Source organism: Candidatus Zixiibacteriota bacterium, assembly GCA_035574315.1.
Lineage (GTDB): Bacteria > Desulfobacterota > Binatia > UBA9968 > UBA9968 > DATLYW01.
On record DATLYW010000048.1, the window covers coordinates 1 to 17,365 of the forward strand.

Genomic DNA, 17,365 nt, shown 5'->3' on the forward strand with positions numbered 1-17,365 from the left:
TGCTGGAGCCAGGCCCGCGAGATTTACCAGGAGGGGTTGCATCTGCCGCCGGTGAAGTACGCATCGCGGTACCGGACGAGCCGGGATCTGGACGCGGTGATTGCGGCGAACAGCCGCACGCCGGAGCTGGTGGTGGGGGACCTGCGCGGTCAGGTGGGTGCGGCGCGTCTGGGGGAGAGGCGCTTCCAGGAGCTGATGGACCGCTACGGCAAGGAAACCGTCCTGACCTCGACGGCTCTGCTGGCGGACTATACCGAAAGCCGCGTCCGGCGGGCGATCGCTTCCTGGCCCGACGGCGAGTCGGAGGGCGAAACTTTCGTCGACCACGACGGCATCGAGCTCTCCAAACCGATCAGGATCCATGTCCGCGCCGTCAAGTCCGGAGACAGGCTCCACTTCGACTTCAGCGGCTGCAGCGACCAGACTCAGGGGCCGGCGAACATCCGGCCGCCTCTCGTGCGCGCCGCCTGTGCCTACTGCCTCGTTGCCCTGGTCGACCCTTTCCTGCCGATCAATCAGGGTCTGGCGAGGGTCGTCGAGGCCTCGTTTCGTCCGGGGAGCGTCCTCGACCCCCGGTTCCCCGCCGCGGTCAACACCTACATGCCCACGGCGCTGGCAGCGGCCGAGGCGGTCCTCGAGGCTCTGGCGGCATTCGCTCCCGAGAAGCGGATCGCCGGCGGCTCCGGCAGCGCGGCGCTGGTGCTCGGCGGGCGCGTCCCGGGGCGGGAACGGGCCTACGTCCACTACGAGATCTTCAGCGGTGGCACCGGAGCCCGCCGAGGCAAGGACGGGGTTTCGGCCACCGCCTTCCACCTGAGCAACTGCAAGACCGCGCCGGTGGAAATCATCGAGTCGGAATTTCCTACGCGCGTCGAGCGCTTCGAGATCCTCCGCGACTCGGGCGGCGCCGGCTGCTGGCGGGGGGGCCTGGGCTTCGTCCGAGAGTATCGCATCCTCGCCGAGGAAGCGCGCTTCTCGATGCGCACCGACAAGCACGCAATTGCGCCCGGGGGCGCCGAAGGGGGACACCGCGGCGGGCTCGGTGCCTGCATCGTGAATCCGGGAACGGCGGAGGCCAGAATTCTACCTTCGCGGTTCGGCGACCAGCGGCTGCGGTATGGCGATCTGTTGAGGATCGAGAGGCCCGGAGGCGGCGGCCTGGGAGACCCGTTCCACCGGCCCGCCGAATTCGTGCTGGCGGACGTGCGCGAGGGATACGTGTCGCCGGAGTGCGCCCGGGAGCAGTACGGAGTCGCCGTATTTCTCCGAGACGGCGACCCGGTCCTGGACGAGGATGGCACCCGGGCTCTCAGAGGAGAAAATCGAAAAAAATAGTGGAAATGGTTTTGCGCCTCTGCTATAAGCACAGGCTAATAACGTCTCTTTCCAAGGAGGACAAATGGCAACAGCGAAGAAGCGAAAACCGAACGCCGCATTTATGAGGCCGGTACAGCCCGACGCGGCTCTGAGCGCGGTCGTCGGCAGCAAACCGATTCCGCGCACGGAAGTCACGAAAAAGCTCTGGGCCTACATCAAGCGGAACGGCCTCCAGGACAAGAAGAAAAAGACGATGATCAACGCCGACGACAAGCTGAGACCGATTTTCGGCGGGAAGAAATCGGTCACGATGTTCGAAATGACCAAGCTGGTCAGCAAGCACGTAAAGTAGGTCACTTCTTCCCTATCTTCAGCTCTTGAAGGCGCCGGCAGGACGGGAGCCGAAGCCTGCCGGCGGATTGTCCTCGTTCTTGAAATCCCCGGGGGTTTTGGGTTTGAGTGTGCCCGCGCGCCAGGAATCCCGATGCGGCGGGCTCAACGATTCAAAGCGTCGAACAGGTGGAGCTGTCTGGTGTGACCCTCGTCCTCGAAGTGCACCGGATAGTTCCCTGAAAAGCAGGCGTCGCAGAAACCCTCGCGCCGGCCGCCGGCAAATGCGTACATCCCCTCCCGGCTGAGATAAGCCAGGGTATCGGCTTCGACGAAACGGCGGATCTCCTCCACCGCGTTGGAGGACGCGATCAGCTCGCTGCGTGTCGGTGTGTCGATCCCGTAGTAGCACGGGCTCACGGTCGGCGGCGAGCTGATGCGCATGTGGACCTCTCTCGCGCCTGCATCCCGCAGCATGCGGACGATCTTCTGGCTGGTGGTGCCCCGTACGATCGAGTCGTCGACGACCACCACCCGCTTGCCCCGCAACACCTCCTTCTGCGCGTTCAGCTTGATCTTGACGCCGAAATGGCGGATCGATTGCTGGGGCTCGATGAAGGTTCGGCCGACGTAGTGATTGCGGATCAGCCCGAACTCGAGCGGCAGCCCCGACTCCTCCGCGTAGCCGATGGCCGCCGGCACCCCGGAGTCGGGCACCGGCGTCACCAGGTCGGCATCCACGTGGGTCTCGCGCGCCAGCTGTCGCCCGAGCGCCTTGCGCACCTGGTAGACGTTCTGTCCGAAGAGATTACTGTCCGGCCGGGCGAAGTAGATGTACTCGAAGATGCACTTCGCCTGCGGGGCCGGCGGGAACGGCTTGAGGGACTCCATGCCCGTCGGGCCGAAGGTGAGGATCTCGCCCGGCTCCACCTCGCGCAGATACTCGGCGCCGATCAGATCGAAGGCGCAGGTTTCCGAGGCGACGACGTATGCTCCGTGGTGCCTGGCGGGCGGAAACATCCCCAGCACCAGCGGACGGAATCCCATCGGGTCCCGCGCCGCGATCATCCGGTCCGGGGTGAGAAAGAGGAGCGAATAGGCTCCGCGCACGCGGCTGAGCGCCTCGATGATCCGTCCCATGAGCGTCGCTTCTTTCGAGGTGGCGATCAGGTGGATGATGACCTCGGTGTCCGTGGTCGACTGGAAAATGGAGCCGAACTGCTCCAGCTCCTCGCGCAGGACGGCGCCGTTGACCAGATTGCCGTTGTGCGAGATGGCGATCGGGCCCTGCGAGTACTCGACCACGAACGGCTGCGCGTTCTTCAGATGGCTCTGTCCCTGGGTCGAATAGCGGTTGTGGCCGATCGCGCTCGCCCCTTCCAGGCGCTTGATGATCTCCTCGTTGAACGCGTCGGCCACAAGCCCCATCTGGCGGTGCGAGATGAGGATCTTGCCGTCGGAGGAAACGATGCCGCTCGACTCCTGGCCGCGGTGCTGAAGCGCGTAGAGGCCGAGGTAGACCATGTTGGCCGCCTCGGGATGGCCGTAAACGCCCATGACCGCGCATTCTTCGCGAAACTTATCGCGCACCGCTTTTCTTCCGAGCCTTCAAAGCGGCCCGCTCATTTGAGCCGGCCCGCCAGCCCGTTCGCCCAGACCGCCCGCAGCTCGTCCACCGGGAGCTGCAGCAGCGGCTGGATCGCCAGTCGCGCCCCGCCCACGACCCCGAGAACCTGCAGCGGCACGTTCAAGCGCGAAGCGATGTCCTGGAGCTGCGGGAGATCCCGCTCCTGCAGCGAGACGATGATCCGTGCCTGAGACTCGCTGAAAAGCAACGCGTCCCCGCGCATCATCTCCCGCATGTCGATCCGCGCCCCCAGCGCCTTTCCCGGACCGGCGATGCAGCATTCCGCGAGCGCTACGGCCAACCCGCCGTCGGAAATGTCGTGCGCCGATCGAAGGATTCCTCTTTCGATCGCTTCCACGCAGCACTCGTGGACCGCGCGCTCGAACTTGAAATCGATCCACGGCGGAGTTCCCCGGGTCATACCGTGGGCGACCTTGAGGTATTCGCTGCCGCCGAGCTCCTCGCGGGTCCTCCCGAGCAGCACCACCGTGTCGCCCGCCCCCTTGAACCACGGCGTGACCGCCCGGGTCACCTCGGACAGAAGGCCGACCATGCCCACCGTGGGCGTTGGATAAATGGGGATTCCGTCGGTTTCATTATAGAAGCTAACGTTGCCGCTCACAACCGGGATGTCGAGCGCGATGCAGGCGTCGCGCATGCCGCGGATCACCTCCGCGAACTGCCACATCACGGCGGGGTTTTCCGGGCTGCCGAAGTTCAGACAGTCCGTGAGGCCGATGGGCCGCGCCCCCACGCAGGCGAGGTTGCGTGCCGCCTCGGCGACCGCGAGCGCTCCGCCGACGTACGGATCGAGAAAGCAGTAGCGGCCGTTGCCGTCGACCGTGAGCGCGATCCCTTTACGCGTTCCCTTGATGCGGATCACCGCGGCGTCGGCTCCCGGTGCGATCACGGTGTTGCTCCGCACGAAGTGGTCGTACTGCCGGTAGACCCACTCTTTCGAAGCCAGGTTAGGGGAGCCGAGAAGGAGCTTGAGCGTCGCTCCGAGGTCCCTGGGTTCCTCGATCGCCGCGAGGTCGAGCTGCTGGAGCTCGTCCTGGCCCTTGGGGCGCTGCGCCGGCCGCCGGTAGACGGGAGCGTCCCGGGTGAGCGCGCTCACGGGGATGCGCGCCACCTCGGTTCCGTTGAAGAAAGCGCGAAACAACTGGTCGTCGGTCACCGAGCCGATCACCACGGCGTCCAGGTCCCACTTGTCGAAGATCCGTTTGACCTCGTCTTCGGTCCCCTTCTTCGCCACCAGCAGCATTCGCTCCTGGGACTCCGAGAGCAGGATCTCGTAGGGGGTCATCCCGGGCTCGCGCGTGGGAACACGGCTGAGCTCGATCTCGATGCCGCTCCCACCCCGCGCCGCCATCTCCACCGAGGAACTGGTGAGCCCGGCGGCGCCCATGTCCTGAATGCCGACGATGCAGTCGGTTTCCATCAGCTCGAGACAGGCTTCGAGCAGCAGCTTTTCGGTGAACGGATCGCCGACCTGGACCGTGGGCCGGCGCTGTTCCTTTTCCTCGGAAAAGGCCTCCGAAGCCATGGTTGCGCCGTGGATGCCGTCGCGGCCGGTCTTGGAACCGACGTAAATGACCGGGTTGCCCGAGCCCCTGGCTGTTCCGGTGAAGATCCGCCGCTTTTTCAAAATCCCCAGCGAGAAGGCGTTGACCAGGATGTTGGCGTTGTAGCACTCTTCGAAGTAGACCTCGCCCCCCACCGTCGGAACGCCGACGCAGTTGCCGTAGCCGCCGATTCCGGCGACGACGCCGGAGAGCAGGTAGCGCGTCCGCGGGTGATCGATGCTGCCGAACCGGAGCGAGTTCAGCGACGCGATCGGCCGCGCTCCCATGGTAAAGATGTCCCGCAAGATGCCGCCCACCCCGGTGGCCGCTCCCTGGTACGGCTCGATGAACGACGGGTGGTTATGGCTCTCCATCTTGAAGGCCACGGCGAGGCCGTCACCGATGTCGACGATTCCGGCGTTTTCGCCGGGTCCCTGCAGGACCTGGCGTCCGCTGGTCGGCAGCTCCTTGAGGTGGACCTTGGAGCTCTTGTAGCTGCAGTGCTCCGACCACATCACCGAGAAGACGCCGAGCTCCGTGTAGTTGGGCTCGCGGCCCAGCAGCTCGACGATCTTCGCGTATTCCTGGTCGGTGAGACCGTGACTCGCCGCCAGCTCCCGGGTGACCCTGGGCTCCCGCGTCATGCCACCCCCGGCGCCCGGGCGTCCGCGGGGCTTCTGCGCGCGCAGGCGGCGGCGATGGATTCGAAGATCCTGCGCCCGTCCTCGCTGCCCAGGATGGGGTCGCAGGCGTCTTCCGGATGAGGCATCAGGCCGAAGACGTTCCGGCCGGCATTGCAGATGCCCGCGATGTGGTCGATCGAGCCGTTGGGATTGGCCGCGGGAGTGGTCCTGCCCTTGGCATCGACATAGCGGAGCAGGACCTGGCGGTTCCGGTACAGGCTCTCGAGCGTGGCGGGATCGGCGTAGTAGCAGCCCTCGCCGTGCTTGACCGGCATCTTGAGAAGCTGCCCCGGCTGGGTCTCGCAGGTAAAAGGCGTGTCGTTCTCTTCCACCCGCACCCACACCTCCCGGCAGACGAACTGAAGCCCCGCGTTCCGGATCAGGGCCCCGGGCAGGAGACCCGACTCGCAAAGGATCTGGAAACCGTTGCAGATGCCGAGCACCAGCCCGCCGCCTTCGGCGAATTTCACCACGCCGCGCATGATCGGCGAGAAGCGCGCCATGGCGCCGCAGCGCAGGTAGTCCCCGTAGGAGAACCCCCCGGGAAGCACCAGGCAGTCGAAATGGCCTGAAAGCTCGTCCTTGTGCCAGAGGAGCTTCACCTTCTGGCCGAGGTCGCGCTTCAGCGCGTCGAACACATCCTGCTCGTCACAGGAGCCCGGAAAAACAACGACCCCCCAACGCATCGCTCACTCCTGAATCTCGAAGCGGTAGTCCTCGATCACCGGGTTGGCCAGAAGCTGAGAGCACATCTCCCGCACGCTCGCCTCCGCGGCCTCGCGCGAAGCCGCCTGCAGGTCGATCTCCAGATACTTGCCCGTACGAACGCTCTGGACTCCGCCGTGGCCGAGCGCGTGCAGCGACCGCTCGATCGCCTTGCCCTGGGGATCCAGGACGCCCTCTTTCAGCGATACGAAAATCTTGACCCGCATCGTCCCAGCAGGCCGAGCCGCCTCTCCTTCTCTCATTGAAACACCCTGCGGAAGATGAAATCAACGTGGGCCAGATCGCGCTCGAAGCCCCACAGCGCCTCGATCTCGCGCGGCGACAGATGGCGGCGGATCTCCGCGTCCCCGAGCAGCGATCGCTTGAGGTCACCTCCCTCCGCCCCGGCCTTGAGCGCATGGCGTTGAACCAGCCGGTAGGCGGCGTCGCGCGCCAGGCCCTTGTCCACCAGGGCCAGCAGGACGCGCTCGGAGAAGACCGCTCCGCCGCTCATCTCGAGGTTGCGGCGCATGTTCTCCGGATAGACACAGAGATTCTCGAGCACGTAGGTCATCCGGCGCAGCATGAAATCCAGCAACGTGGTGGCGTCGGGGGCGATCACCCGCTCGACCGACGAATGGCTGATGTCGCGCTCGTGCCAGAGCGCGACGTTCTCCAGCGCCGCGGCAGCATATCCGCGCATCAGCCGCGCCAGGCCCGAAACGTTCTCCGAGAGGATGGGATTGCGCTTGTGCGGCATCGCGGACGAGCCTTTCTGCCCCGGGGTGAACGGCTCCTCGGCTTCCCGCACCTCCGTGCGCTGCAAGTGGCGGATCTCGACCGCGAACTTCTCCAGAGAGGCCGCGATCACCGCGAGCGTCGCGAAAAAAAAGGCGTGGCGGTCCCGCTGGATGATCTGGCTCGAGACCGGCGCGGGCTTGAGGCCGCTCTTCCGGCAGACGTAGGCTTCGACCTTCGGGGAGATGTGGGCGAAGGTGCCGACCGCCCCTGAAATCTGTCCCACGCAGATGTCCTCCGCGGCCTTTTCCAGCCGGGCCCGGTTGCGCGCCATTTCCTGGTACCAGAGCGCGAGCTTGAGGCCGAAGGTGGTCGGCTCGGCGTGGATGCCGTGGGTGCGGCCGATCATCACCGTGCGCTTGTGCTTGAAAGCCTGGCGCCTGAGGACCGCCATCAGTCGATCGATGTCCTGCAGCAGCAGGGCCGAGGCTTCCTTGAACTGAATCGCCAGCGCCGTGTCCATGACGTCGGAGGAGGTCATCCCGACGTGCAGGAATCGGGCGTCGTCGCCGATCGACTCGGCCACGCAGCTGAGAAAGGCGATCACCTCGTGCTTGACCTCGCGTTCGATCTCGCGGATCCGCGCGACGTCGAAACGAGCCTTTTTCCTGATCCGGGCGACGGCTGCCTTGGGAACCCTGCCCTCGCGCGCGAGAGCCTCGGCCGCGAGGATCTCGACGTCGAGCCATTTCTGAAAGCCATTCTCCTCCGACCAGATGCGAGCCATCTCGGGGTGGGTGTAACGTGGAATCATTTCCTGAAGCGGCCCGGCGACGGTTCAACACGCCGATGTTCGAGGCCCGCCCTGAAGCCGGCGGGGACGGCTCTGCTCGAATCTCCTGTGTTGAAGCCTTGAACTACTTTTCGTCCGTGTGGCCGAATCCTCCTTCCTGCCTTCCGCTCGCCGGCAGCTCCTCTACCTCGTCCCATTCGGCCTTGCAAACCCGCTGCACGACCAGCTGCGCGATGCGCTGACCTCCGCGGATAACCACCGGCTCGCGCCCCAGGTTGACGACCGCGATCTGGATCTCGCCGCGGTAGTCCGAATCGATCGTTCCGGGACTGTTGATGAGTGTGAGGCCCTGCCGGAAGGCGAGGCCGCTGCGCGGCCGAATCTGCGCCTCGAATCCGGGCGGCAGCGCGATGGCGATGCCGGTGGGAATCAGCACCCGCTCCATCGGCTCGACCCGCCGCTCCGAGTCGATGTCGGCTTGAAGGTCCATTCCGGCCGATCCCTCGGTGGCATAGCCCGGGAGGGGGAGCGCCGGGCTTCGCGGCCGCACCCGCTTGATCTGGATTCTTGTCCGCTCCACGCCCGCCGCCGGTCCGCGTCAATCCGCCGCTTCGAACGGCCCGACCTTGAAGCCGTCTTTCAAGTCGCCGAGAACCGAGATCGCCATGGCGTCCGGGCGAAACAGCCGGCTGGCCAGCTCGACGATCTCGTCGCGCGAAACCGCGCGAACGCCGGCGCAGATCTCGTCGATGTCGATCGCCCTTCCGAAATAGATTTCGTTCCTCGCGATATGGCTCATCCAGGAATCGGTGGACTCGAGGCCGAGCAGCATGCTGCCGACGAGCTGGCCCTGCGTGCGCCGGATCTCCTCGTCCTTGATGTCGCCCGCCGCCAAGCTACGGATCTCCTTCAGGATCAGGTCGACGACCTCCTCGGCCCATTCGACGCTGGTTCCGGCGTATACTCCCAGATAGCCGACATCGTAGTACGACGAGGAGAAGGAATAGACGGAATACGCTTTGCCCCGCTTTTCGCGAATCTCCTGAAACAGCCGGGAGCTCATACCGCCGCCGAGGATAGCGTTGAGCACATAGCCGGCGTAGCGCTGCGGATCCGACTGGGCGAGCCCGGGGACCCCGAGGCACAGGTGAACCTGCTCCAGCGACTTGACGTGGCGGAACATCCCCGAGGAGGTCGTCGGGGACGTGACCCTCGCGGGCTCCCCGCCCCCCGCGGGTGCCTCGCCGAGCCGCTCCGCCATCGCCCCCACCAGCTCGTCGTGATTCACGCGCCCCGCGGCTGCCACGATCACGCGATCCGGGCGGTAACGCGACTTGAAGAACCTCAGAAAGTCATCGCGGCTGAAACTGGAGACCGTCTCGGCGCGGCCGCAGATCGGGCGCCCCAGGGGATGATCCTGGAAAAAATCGGAGCTGAACAGATCGTGAACGTAGTCGTCCGGAGTGTCCTCGATCTGTGAGATCTCCTGCAGGATCACGGACCGCTCGCGCTCGATTTCCTCGGCGTCGAAGGTCGAATGGAGAAAGATGTCGGTGAGCAGGTCGACGGCGAGCGGCAGGTGCTCGTCGAGCACCTTGGCGTAGTAGCAGGTGTGCTCCTTCGCGGTGAACGCGTTCAGCACTCCGCCGACCGCGTCGATCTCCTCGGCGATCTGCGCCGCGGTTCGCTCCTCGGTCCCTTTGAACAGAAGGTGCTCGATGAAGTGCGAGATCCCGCTTTCGTCGGACGCCTCGTGGCGGGAGCCGTTCTCCACCCAGATTCCCAGGCTCACTGAACGGTGATTCGGCATCCGGTGGGAAACCACGCGGATGCCGTTGTCCAGCAGGGTCTTGGCGAACATGGAGCTCGGAGAGCGCGCTTCCCTCTAGTCGCGGGCGTCGTCGGAGGTCTGTCCCGAGCCGGACGGCGGCCTCTTGGAGGTTTCCAGGAGCGCTTCCTTGCGGCTGAGCCGGATCTTTCCCTGTTTGTCGATCTCCAGGACCTTCACCATGACCTCGTCCCCTTCCTTGAGGACGTCGGAAACCCGCCGCACGCGCTCCGGCGCCAGCTGGGAGATGTGGACCAGGCCGTCGGTACCGGGGAGAATCTCGACGAACGCGCCGAAATCGACGATCTTTCTCACCGTACCCTTGTAGATCTTTCCGACTTCGGCTTCGGCGGCGATCCGCTGCACCATTTCGACCGCCTTCCGGGCCGCCGCCTCGTCGCTGGAGGCGATCGTGACCGTGCCGTCGTCCTCGACGTCGATCTTGACGCCCGTCGCCTCGATGATGCCCCGAATCACCTTTCCGCCCGGACCGATGATCTCCCGGATCTTGTCGGGTTTGACCTTCAGGGTGGTGATCCGCGGCGCATGACCCGAGATGCTGGTGCGAGGCGCCGACAGCGTCCGGTTCATGATCTCGAGAATCGCCAGGCGTCCTTCGCGCGCCTGGTGCAGCGCCTGGCGCATGATCTCCCGGTTGACTCCGGAGATCTTGATGTCCATCTGGAGCGAGGTCACGCCCGCCGGCGTTCCCGCCACCTTGAAGTCCATGTCTCCGAGATGATCTTCGTCGCCCAGGATGTCTGAGAGAACGCGAACGTGCTCACCCTCCTTGATCAGCCCCATCGCGATGCCCGCCACTGGAGCCGCGACCGGCACGCCGGCGTCCATGAGCGAAAGCGAGCCGCCGCAGACGGTCGCCATCGACGTCGAGCCGTTCGACTCCAGCACCTCGGAGACGATGCGGATGGTGTAGGGGAAGGTGTTCTCGTCGGGAAGCACCGGAAGGAGCGCCCTTTCCGCCAAGTTACCGTGGCCGATCTCGCGCCGGCTCGGACCCCGCAGGAACTTGACCTCGCCGACGCTGAAGGGCGGGAAGTTGTAATGCAGCATGAACTTCTTGTAGTGCTCGCCGATCAGGGCATCGATCTTCTGCTCGTCCGAGGCCGTTCCGAGCGTGGTCACCACCAGAGCCTGAGTCTCGCCGCGCGTAAACAGCGCCGAGCCGTGGGTGCGGGGCAGAACCTCTACCTCGCAGCTGATCGGCCTGATGTCCTTCAGGCCCCGGCCGTCGATTCGCCGCTCGTGAAAGACGATCAGGTTGCGAAAACAGCTGCGCTTGAGGTCCTCGAAGGCTCCCTTGATGTCCTTTTCCTTGTCCGGAAACTCCGCCAGCGCCTCGGCGGTCACCTCGCTCTTGATCTCGGCGATCCGCTTGTAGCGCTCGAGCTTCTCGGGAATCTCGATCGCCTCCTGCAGCTTCGCCTCGGCCAGCTCGCGTACCCTTTGCTCGACCGCAGGGTCGCGCACGGCGATGGGTACCTGGCGCTTGGGTTTCCCGACCTCGCGGCGCAGCTCCTCCTGAATGTCGATCAGCGGCTGGAGCGCCTGATGCCCCGTGAACAGGGCTTCCAGGATCTCGTCCTCGGGCACCATCTTGGCGCCGCCCTCGACCATGACGATCGCGTCGCGGCTGCCCGAAATGAAAATGTCGGTGTCGCTTTCCTGGAGCTCGCTCTGGGTAGGGTTGATCACCCAGCGTCCTCCCACCCGTCCGACCCGCACCCCGGCGAGGGGACCGTTGAAGGGGATGTCGGAAACATGAAGAGCGACGGAGGCGCCGAGCATGGCGACGGTGTCCGGATCGTTTTCACGGTCGGCCGAGAGGACCGTCGCGATGATCTGCGTCTCGCATCGGATTCCCTCCGCGAAGAGCGGGCGGATCGACCGGTCGATCAGGCGACAGGTCAGAATCTCCTTTTCCGACGGTCGCCCCTCCCGCTTGAAAAAGCCGCCGGGGATCTTGCCCGCGGCGAAGGTCTTTTCCTGGTAATCGACGGTCAGCGGGAAGAAATCGACGTCGCCCCGCACCTCTTTCGCCGCCACCGCCGTCACCAGGACGACGGTCTCGCCGTAGCGGACGAGCGCGGCCCCGTCGGCTTGCTTGGCGAGCTTGCCGATTTCTATGGATAGGGGACGGCCGTAAAAATCCAGTTGCACGCTTTTAACCATAAGAAGTCCTCTGAAACGAGAGGTGCTTTAACGGAGGAGATGACGGCGGGAACCGACGCGGAACAGCTATTTCCTGATTCCGAGCCGCTGGATCAGACTCTGGTATCTCGAGAAATCGTTTCTCTTGAGATAATCCAGCAGCCTCCTGCGCTGGCCTACCAGCTTCAGAAGGCCGCGACGGGAGTGGTGATCCTTGACATGCACCTTGAAGTGCTCGGTGAGGTAATCGATACGCTGACTCAGCAAAGCGACCTGCACTTCCGGAGAGCCCGTATCCGTCGGGTGAAGTCTGAACTGCTCGATCGTCGTCTGCGTGTCCCGTTGAGCAATTCCCATGTTTCTCCGCTTTTTTCTCTCTTTCGTTTCTTTTTGCAAAATTTTTACCACACACCCGGGAGTTTGTAAAGGCGCGGCATCCCGGGACCCTTCGGCCCAGCCGCCGGGGCCCAAAAATAGGGATGCCGCCGACCCGGCAAATATGGTAAACTTTTTGCTCGTGAAACGGCTCGGAATCGCTCTTTTCCTCCTCGGGCTGGCTCCGGCGCCCTGGCGGGCCGCCGGAGCTGAGTTTTACCGCTGGGTGGACCGAAACGGGGTGGTTCATTTCACGGATAACCTGCACAGCATCCCGAAATCCCAGCGCGAGGGCGCGGCCCGCATCCCGGTACGCGAAAGCCCCAGGGCCGCCGAGCCGGAAAAGCCGGCTTCACCCGACAAGGCCTCGATCCCTTTCGAAAAGCGAGGCGAGGTGGTCATCGTCGAGGCGACCCTGAACCGGAAGACCGCCGCAAGGTTTGTGGTCGATACGGGCGCAAGCTACACCTTCATTTCGGCGGCTACCGCCAAGGCCCTCGATCTCCAGGTCGACCCCGACGCCCGCACGGTGCCCTTCCAGACGGCCAACGGCGTGATCCAGGCGCCGCTCGCCCGGCTCGACTCGATCTCGGTGGGGGGGATGGAGGTCGAAAACCTGACCGCGGCGGTCCACGACGCCCTGCCCGGTTCCACGGCGGCCGGGCTCCTCGGCCTCAACTTCCTCAGCCGTTTCCGGCTGGACATCGACACCGAGAAAGGACTCCTCCACCTGGAGAAAAAATAAGCCGGGCGGAGGCCGCCCGCCCGGCTCTTCTTGGCCAGCCGCTCGCAGGGCCCCACCGAAAACGGCGTCAAGCGGCGAGGCCAGCGATCAGCTACACCCGCTCACCGCGCCGCAGTTCATGCACTTGTAGCAGGCGCCGCTGCGGATCATGATCGCGCCGCAGTCCGGGCAGGGCGGGGCGTCCTGCTGGTAGAGGCTGGTGATGCTGCTGATGCTCGCGACGGGCGCGCCGCCGCGCGGCGGCTGGGAAGCGAGCGCCATCCCCTTCTTCCCCGCGGCCGGCTCCTTGGCCGGAGCCTCTTCGGCGATCTCCTTCACGATCCCGACCTCCCGCTGCGCGTCCCGGTCGAGGAACTTGGTCGCCATCCAGCGGAAGATGTAGTCCATGATCGACTTGGCGATCGGGATGTCCGGGTTCTTGGTGAACCCGGACGGCTCGAAGCGCATGTGGCTGAACTTGTCGACCAGCACCCTGAGCGGCACCCCGTACTGGAGCGCCATGGAGATCGCGGTGGCGAACGAGTCCATCAGCCCGGAGATCGTCGACCCCTCCTTGGACATCGTGATGAAGATCTCGCCCGGCTGGCCGTCCTCGTACATCCCGGCGGTGATGTAGCCCTCGTGGCCGGCGATGTCGAACTTGTGCGTGATCGAGCGCCTTTCGTCGGGGAGCTTCCGGCGGAAAGGCCGGCTTTCCTTCGCCTCGGCCGCCGGCCGCTTTTCCTCCTTTTCCTTGTCCCTGGAGGTGTTGAGCGGCTGCGTGCGCTTGGAGCCGTCGCGATAGATCGCGACCGCCTTGAGCCCGAGCTTCCACGCCTCCATGTAGGCATTCATGATCTCCTCGACGGTGACGTCGTTGGGCATGTTGATCGTCTTGGAGATCGCCCCGGAGATAAACGGTTGCACCGCCCCCATCATCTTGATGTGGCCCATGTAATGGATCGAGCGGCTGCCGTTGGCCGGCTTGAAGGCGCAGTCGAACACCGGCAGGTCCTCGTCCTTGACGTGCGGCGCCCCTTCGATCGTCTCGTGCTCCTCGACGTACTCCATGATCTCCTGGATCTGCTTGACGTCGTACCCGAGGCGCTTGAGCGCGCGGGGCACGCTGTGGTTGACGATCTTCAGGAGCCCGCCGCCCACGAGCTTCTTGTACTTGATCAGCGCGATGTCGGGCTCCACCCCCGTGGTGTCGCAGTCCATCATGAAGGCGATGGTCCCGGTGGGAGCCAGAACGGAGATCTGCGAGTTTCTCACTCCGCATTTGTCCGCCGCGCTGCAGGTTTCGTCCCACGCCTCGCGCGCCGCGGACAGCAGCTCGAGAGGCACGTGGGACGAGGAGAGCCTGTAGGCGTGCGCGCGGTGCTTGTTGAGCACCCGCAGCATCGGCTGGCGGTTGGTTTCGAATCCGGCGAACGGCCCGGTGGCCGCCGCGATGCGGGCGGACTGCAGATAGCCCTCGCCCGACATCAGCGCGGTGACCGCCGCGGCGTACTCCCGCCCCGCGTCCGAATCGTAGGGCAGGCCGAGCGACATGAGCAGCGCCCCGAGGTTGGCGTAACCCAGGCCCAGCTCCCGGAACGCGTGCGCGTTCGCCGCGATCTCCGGGGTCGGGTACGAGGCGTTGTCGACCAGGATGTCCTGGGCCAGGACCATGATGTCGACCGTGCGGCGGAACGACTCCGTGTCGAACCCGCCGTCGTCTCTGAGGAACTTCAGCAGGTTGAGCGACGCCAGGTTGCACGCGGAGTTGTCGAGATGCATGTACTCCGAGCACGGGTTGGAGGCGTTGATGCGACCCGAGTTGGCGCAGGTGTGCCACTCGTTGATCGTGGTGTCGTACTGCATCCCGGGATCACCGCAGATGTACGTGCTCTCCGCGATCATCCGCAGCAGGTCACGGGCACGGTAGGTGTCGCAGACCTCGCCGGTGGTCACGTAGCGGGTCTTCCACTCCCGGTCCTCCTCCACCGCCCGCATGAACTCGTCGGTGACGCGCACGGAGTTGTTGGCATTCTGGAAAAACACGCTGCCGTACGCCGGGCCGTCGAGGCTCGCGTCGTAGCCCGCTTCGATGAGCGCCCAGGCTTTTTTCTCCTCCTCGACCTTGCACTTGATGAACTCCTCGATGTCCGGATGGTCGACGTTGAGCACGACCATCTTCGCCGCACGCCGCGTCTTGCCGCCGGACTTGATCACTCCCGCCGAGGCGTCCGCCGCCTTCATGAACGAGACCGGGCCCGAGGCCGTGCCGCCCCCGGCCAGCTGCTCCTTGGAGGAGCGGATGCGCGACAGGTTGACGCCGGAGCCCGAGCCGCCTTTGAAGATGATCCCTTCCTTGCGGTACCAGTCGAGGATCGACTCCATGGTATCGTCGACCGACAGGATGAAGCAGGCGGAGCACTGCGGCTTTTCCTCGATGCCGCAGTTGAACCACACCGGGCTGTTGAAGCACGCTTTCTGGTGCAGCAGGATGTGCGTCAGCTCGTCGGAAAAAACCCTGGCGTCGGTCTGACTCGCGAAGTAGCCGTCCTTCACGCCCCAGCGGGTGATGGTATCGACCACGCGGCTGATCATCTGGCGCACGCTGTGCTCGCGCTGCGGGCTCCCCAGCGGACCCCGAAAGTACTTCGAGACGACCACCGTGGTCGCCATCTGCGACCACGATTTCGGGATCTCGACGTTGGACTGCTCGAAGACGACCTTGCCTTTCTCGTTGGTGATGGAGGCCGAGCGCAGCTCCCACTCCACTTCATCGTACGGATGGATCCCCTCGCGGGTGAAATAGCGCTTGAGGCTGAGCCCCGTTTTGGGAGCCCCCGATTGTCCCCGATCCGTAGCAAAATCAGTGGCTTGCGCAGTGGTGAACACCATGTCTTGGCCCCCCTCTTTTTCTACATATAGTATGAATCAATGGATATGCAACTAGATTTGGTAGTGGTAACGGCTTTGGAAATCTTTGTCAAGAAAAAATTTGCCCTTCGGGACGTCTTCGTTTTTTGGCGTCGAAATCGGGCGCCGGAGGGCCCAAAAACGTGGTGAGAGCCTGGCTTATTTGATAAGATCCGGGCCGTGGCGGACAAGGATTCTCAGCTCGAGCACGTGGGCGCGGTGCTGGAAAAATCCCTCAGGCGGCTCGATCTTTCCGCTCGACTCGAGGAGTACGGCGTCTGGCCGATCTGGAACGACACCGTCGGGCTCACCATCGCGCGCAACGCGCAGCCTGAAAAGATCCGCAACGGCACTCTTTTCGTCAAGGTTTCCAGCCCGGTCTGGATGCAGCAGCTCCAGTACATGAAGGAGATGATCGCCGAGAAGCTCAACCAGCGCCTCGGAGCGGAACTGGTGAAAAATATCTTTTTCGTCGTGGGCAAGATCGACGGCCCCGCCCAGGAACGAACCCCGAAAAATCCCCCGGCGCCTCCCGAGCCGCTGCAGGGCGAAGAGTTCCTGGACAAGATCGAGGACCCCGAGATCCGCCAGTCTTTCAAGAAGATCCTGGCCGGCCACGCGCGCCGGCGGCGAAAAGAACCGCCCGGCGGTTCCTAACGCGCGTCCGTCGCCGGCGCTCCGATTCTGCTCCCCGCCAGCATCGCCGCGACCTCGGCCGTATAGTGTTTTTCCCGTTCGTAGACGTGGAGCGGCGGAAGTATCGCCGTCCCGCTCCTTCCTCCCTTGACTCCCTCGGCGAGGATCAGGGAGGCTTCGCTGGATCCGGACCGCGAGTAAACCAGCCTCACCCGTTTCGGCTCCAGACCGGCGGCGCGCATCCCGGCCAGCAGATCGACGCTGCGGGGCGCCGGATAGACCAGGGCCATCCGGCCGCCGTCCGGCAGCAGATACGCTCCCGCGCTCAAGAAATCGGCGAGGTTTCCGCAGGTTTCGTGCCGCGCGATCCGCTTCTCCTCGTCGGGGCTGACACGACCGCTGGTGGCTCTTCGATACGGCGGATTGGAGACCACCGCCGTGAAAGCGCCCGGGGGGAAGCGGCGCCGGACCTCGCGCACGTCGGCGCGAGTCATCTCGACCCTGTCCGCGCACCCGTTCAACCTCACGTTGCGCCGCGCGCGCTCGACCATCCGCTCCTGTGTCTCGATTCCGGTGACGCGGATCTCCGGCTGGAGGTGGGCGAGCATCAGCGCGACCGCGCCGTTGCCGCTCCCGAGGTCGGCCACGCGGTCGGTTGCGCGAACCGTCGCGAAGTGAGCCAGCAGAACCGAGTCCAGGGAAAAGCGGTACCCCGATCGGCTCTGGTAAAGTTTGAGCCTGCCGTTAAAAATGGTATCCAGAGAATCGTCTCGCATCGCTCGGCCCCTCCGCGCGTCGCTTGTTGCTTGAAAACGGAGGAGGTTTTCTATACAAACGTGAGCTTAAGTACCTGGATACTAGCAGAATGTTGGAACCTCTGCTTCCCGGCCGGGCGGAAACCCGGCCGCGAGTCGCGCGATCGCGAATCGGACGAGCCGCAGGCCAGGCGCCATGGAGCAGATCGG

At 64.7% G+C, this 17,365-nt stretch carries 15 protein-coding genes; 4 read left to right on the top strand and 11 right to left on the bottom strand.

The window, feature by feature from the left end; translation table 11 throughout:
* Positions 1 to 1,335: hydantoinase B/oxoprolinase family protein (locus VNN77_16325; GenBank protein ID HXG52966.1), on the top strand; the 1,335-nt coding region annotated here is incomplete at its 5' end.
* A gap of 64 nt (positions 1,336 to 1,399) precedes the next feature.
* Positions 1,400 to 1,669: an SWIB/MDM2 domain-containing protein gene (locus VNN77_16330; GenBank protein HXG52967.1), complete on the top strand. Its 270-nt coding sequence runs from the start codon at positions 1,400 to 1,402 to the stop codon at positions 1,667 to 1,669.
* A gap of 143 nt (positions 1,670 to 1,812) precedes the next feature.
* Here the strand turns inward: VNN77_16330 and purF are convergent, their stop codons facing one another.
* The 9 genes from purF to rpsO all read right to left on the bottom strand — a co-directional run bounded on the left by purF (position 1,813) and on the right by rpsO (position 12,112).
* On the bottom strand, positions 1,813 to 3,204 hold the full coding sequence (gene purF / locus VNN77_16335) for an amidophosphoribosyltransferase (GenBank protein ID HXG52968.1): 1,392 nt from the start codon (positions 3,202 to 3,204) through the stop codon (positions 1,813 to 1,815).
* Positions 3,205 to 3,269: 65 nt separating this feature from the next.
* Positions 3,270 to 5,483 carry a phosphoribosylformylglycinamidine synthase subunit PurL gene (gene purL, locus VNN77_16340; GenBank protein ID HXG52969.1) on the bottom strand — a complete coding sequence of 738 codons (2,214 nt, stop codon included), beginning with the start codon at positions 5,481 to 5,483 and terminating at the stop codon, positions 3,270 to 3,272.
* Positions 5,480 to 6,208 carry a phosphoribosylformylglycinamidine synthase subunit PurQ gene (gene purQ / locus VNN77_16345; GenBank protein HXG52970.1) on the bottom strand — a complete coding sequence of 243 codons (729 nt, stop codon included), beginning with the start codon at positions 6,206 to 6,208 and terminating at the stop codon, positions 5,480 to 5,482. Before purQ ends, purL begins: the two co-directional genes overlap by 4 nt.
* Positions 6,209 to 6,211: 3 nt before the next feature.
* On the bottom strand, positions 6,212 to 6,454 hold the full coding sequence (purS, locus tag VNN77_16350) for a phosphoribosylformylglycinamidine synthase subunit PurS (protein ID HXG52971.1): 243 nt from the start codon (positions 6,452 to 6,454) through the stop codon (positions 6,212 to 6,214).
* Positions 6,455 to 6,486: 32 nt separating this feature from the next.
* Positions 6,487 to 7,779, bottom strand: coding sequence for an adenylosuccinate lyase (gene purB / locus VNN77_16355; protein HXG52972.1), 1,293 nt, complete (start codon positions 7,777 to 7,779; stop codon positions 6,487 to 6,489).
* Between the two features lie 103 nt (positions 7,780 to 7,882).
* The gene (gene dut, locus VNN77_16360) at positions 7,883 to 8,338 is read right to left on the bottom strand and encodes a dUTP diphosphatase (protein ID HXG52973.1); all 456 of its coding nucleotides are present in this window, start codon (positions 8,336 to 8,338) and stop codon (positions 7,883 to 7,885) included.
* A gap of 18 nt (positions 8,339 to 8,356) precedes the next feature.
* Positions 8,357 to 9,619, bottom strand: coding sequence for a pitrilysin family protein (locus tag VNN77_16365; GenBank protein ID HXG52974.1), 1,263 nt, complete (start codon positions 9,617 to 9,619; stop codon positions 8,357 to 8,359).
* Positions 9,620 to 9,643: 24 nt separating this feature from the next.
* On the bottom strand, positions 9,644 to 11,776 hold the full coding sequence (pnp, locus tag VNN77_16370; protein ID HXG52975.1) for a polyribonucleotide nucleotidyltransferase: 2,133 nt from the start codon (positions 11,774 to 11,776) through the stop codon (positions 9,644 to 9,646).
* Positions 11,777 to 11,842: 66 nt separating this feature from the next.
* Entirely contained in the window at positions 11,843 to 12,112 is a 270-nt protein-coding gene (rpsO, locus tag VNN77_16375; protein HXG52976.1) for a 30S ribosomal protein S15, read from the bottom strand.
* Positions 12,113 to 12,272: 160 nt separating this feature from the next.
* On the opposite strand from rpsO, the gene VNN77_16380 reads away from it, so the two are divergent.
* A complete protein-coding gene (locus VNN77_16380; protein ID HXG52977.1) occupies positions 12,273 to 12,875 on the top strand; it encodes a TIGR02281 family clan AA aspartic protease in 603 nt (200 codons plus the stop codon).
* 87 nt (positions 12,876 to 12,962) lie between these two features.
* Here VNN77_16380 and VNN77_16385 read toward each other — a convergent pair whose 3' ends face one another.
* Positions 12,963 to 15,746 (bottom strand): vitamin B12-dependent ribonucleotide reductase, encoded by a 2,784-nt coding sequence (locus VNN77_16385; protein HXG52978.1) that lies wholly within the window; start codon positions 15,744 to 15,746, stop codon positions 12,963 to 12,965.
* 198 nt (positions 15,747 to 15,944) lie between these two features.
* Between VNN77_16385 and VNN77_16390 the strand changes: the two genes are divergently transcribed.
* Positions 15,945 to 16,421: a DUF721 domain-containing protein gene (locus tag VNN77_16390; protein ID HXG52979.1), complete on the top strand. Its 477-nt coding sequence runs from the start codon at positions 15,945 to 15,947 to the stop codon at positions 16,419 to 16,421.
* Here VNN77_16390 and VNN77_16395 read toward each other — a convergent pair.
* Positions 16,418 to 17,176 carry a tRNA1(Val) (adenine(37)-N6)-methyltransferase gene (locus VNN77_16395; protein HXG52980.1) on the bottom strand — a complete coding sequence of 253 codons (759 nt, stop codon included), beginning with the start codon at positions 17,174 to 17,176 and terminating at the stop codon, positions 16,418 to 16,420. The genes VNN77_16390 and VNN77_16395 overlap by 4 nt on opposite strands.
* Positions 17,177 to 17,365: the final 189 nt, after the last annotated feature.

Excerpts from the sequence above, each read along its gene's own strand:
- VNN77_16330 (HXG52967.1), top strand. The coding sequence starts at position 1,400 with ATGGCAACAGCGAAGAAGCGAAAACCGAACGCCGCATTTATGAGGCCG.
- purF (HXG52968.1), bottom strand. The coding sequence starts at position 3,204 with ATGGGCGTTTACGGCCATCCCGAGGCGGCCAACATGGTCTACCTCGGC.
- purL (HXG52969.1), bottom strand. The coding sequence starts at position 5,483 with ATGACGCGGGAGCCCAGGGTCACCCGGGAGCTGGCGGCGAGTCACGGT.
- purQ (HXG52970.1), bottom strand. The coding sequence starts at position 6,208 with ATGCGTTGGGGGGTCGTTGTTTTTCCGGGCTCCTGTGACGAGCAGGAT.
- purS (HXG52971.1), bottom strand. The coding sequence starts at position 6,454 with ATGCGGGTCAAGATTTTCGTATCGCTGAAAGAGGGCGTCCTGGATCCC.
- purB (HXG52972.1), bottom strand. The coding sequence starts at position 7,779 with ATGATTCCACGTTACACCCACCCCGAGATGGCTCGCATCTGGTCGGAG.
- VNN77_16365 (HXG52974.1), bottom strand. The coding sequence starts at position 9,619 with ATGTTCGCCAAGACCCTGCTGGACAACGGCATCCGCGTGGTTTCCCAC.
- pnp (HXG52975.1), bottom strand. The coding sequence starts at position 11,776 with ATGGTTAAAAGCGTGCAACTGGATTTTTACGGCCGTCCCCTATCCATA.
- rpsO (HXG52976.1), bottom strand. The coding sequence starts at position 12,112 with ATGGGAATTGCTCAACGGGACACGCAGACGACGATCGAGCAGTTCAGA.
- VNN77_16385 (HXG52978.1), bottom strand. The coding sequence starts at position 15,746 with ATGGTGTTCACCACTGCGCAAGCCACTGATTTTGCTACGGATCGGGGA.
- VNN77_16395 (HXG52980.1), bottom strand. The coding sequence starts at position 17,176 with ATGCGAGACGATTCTCTGGATACCATTTTTAACGGCAGGCTCAAACTT.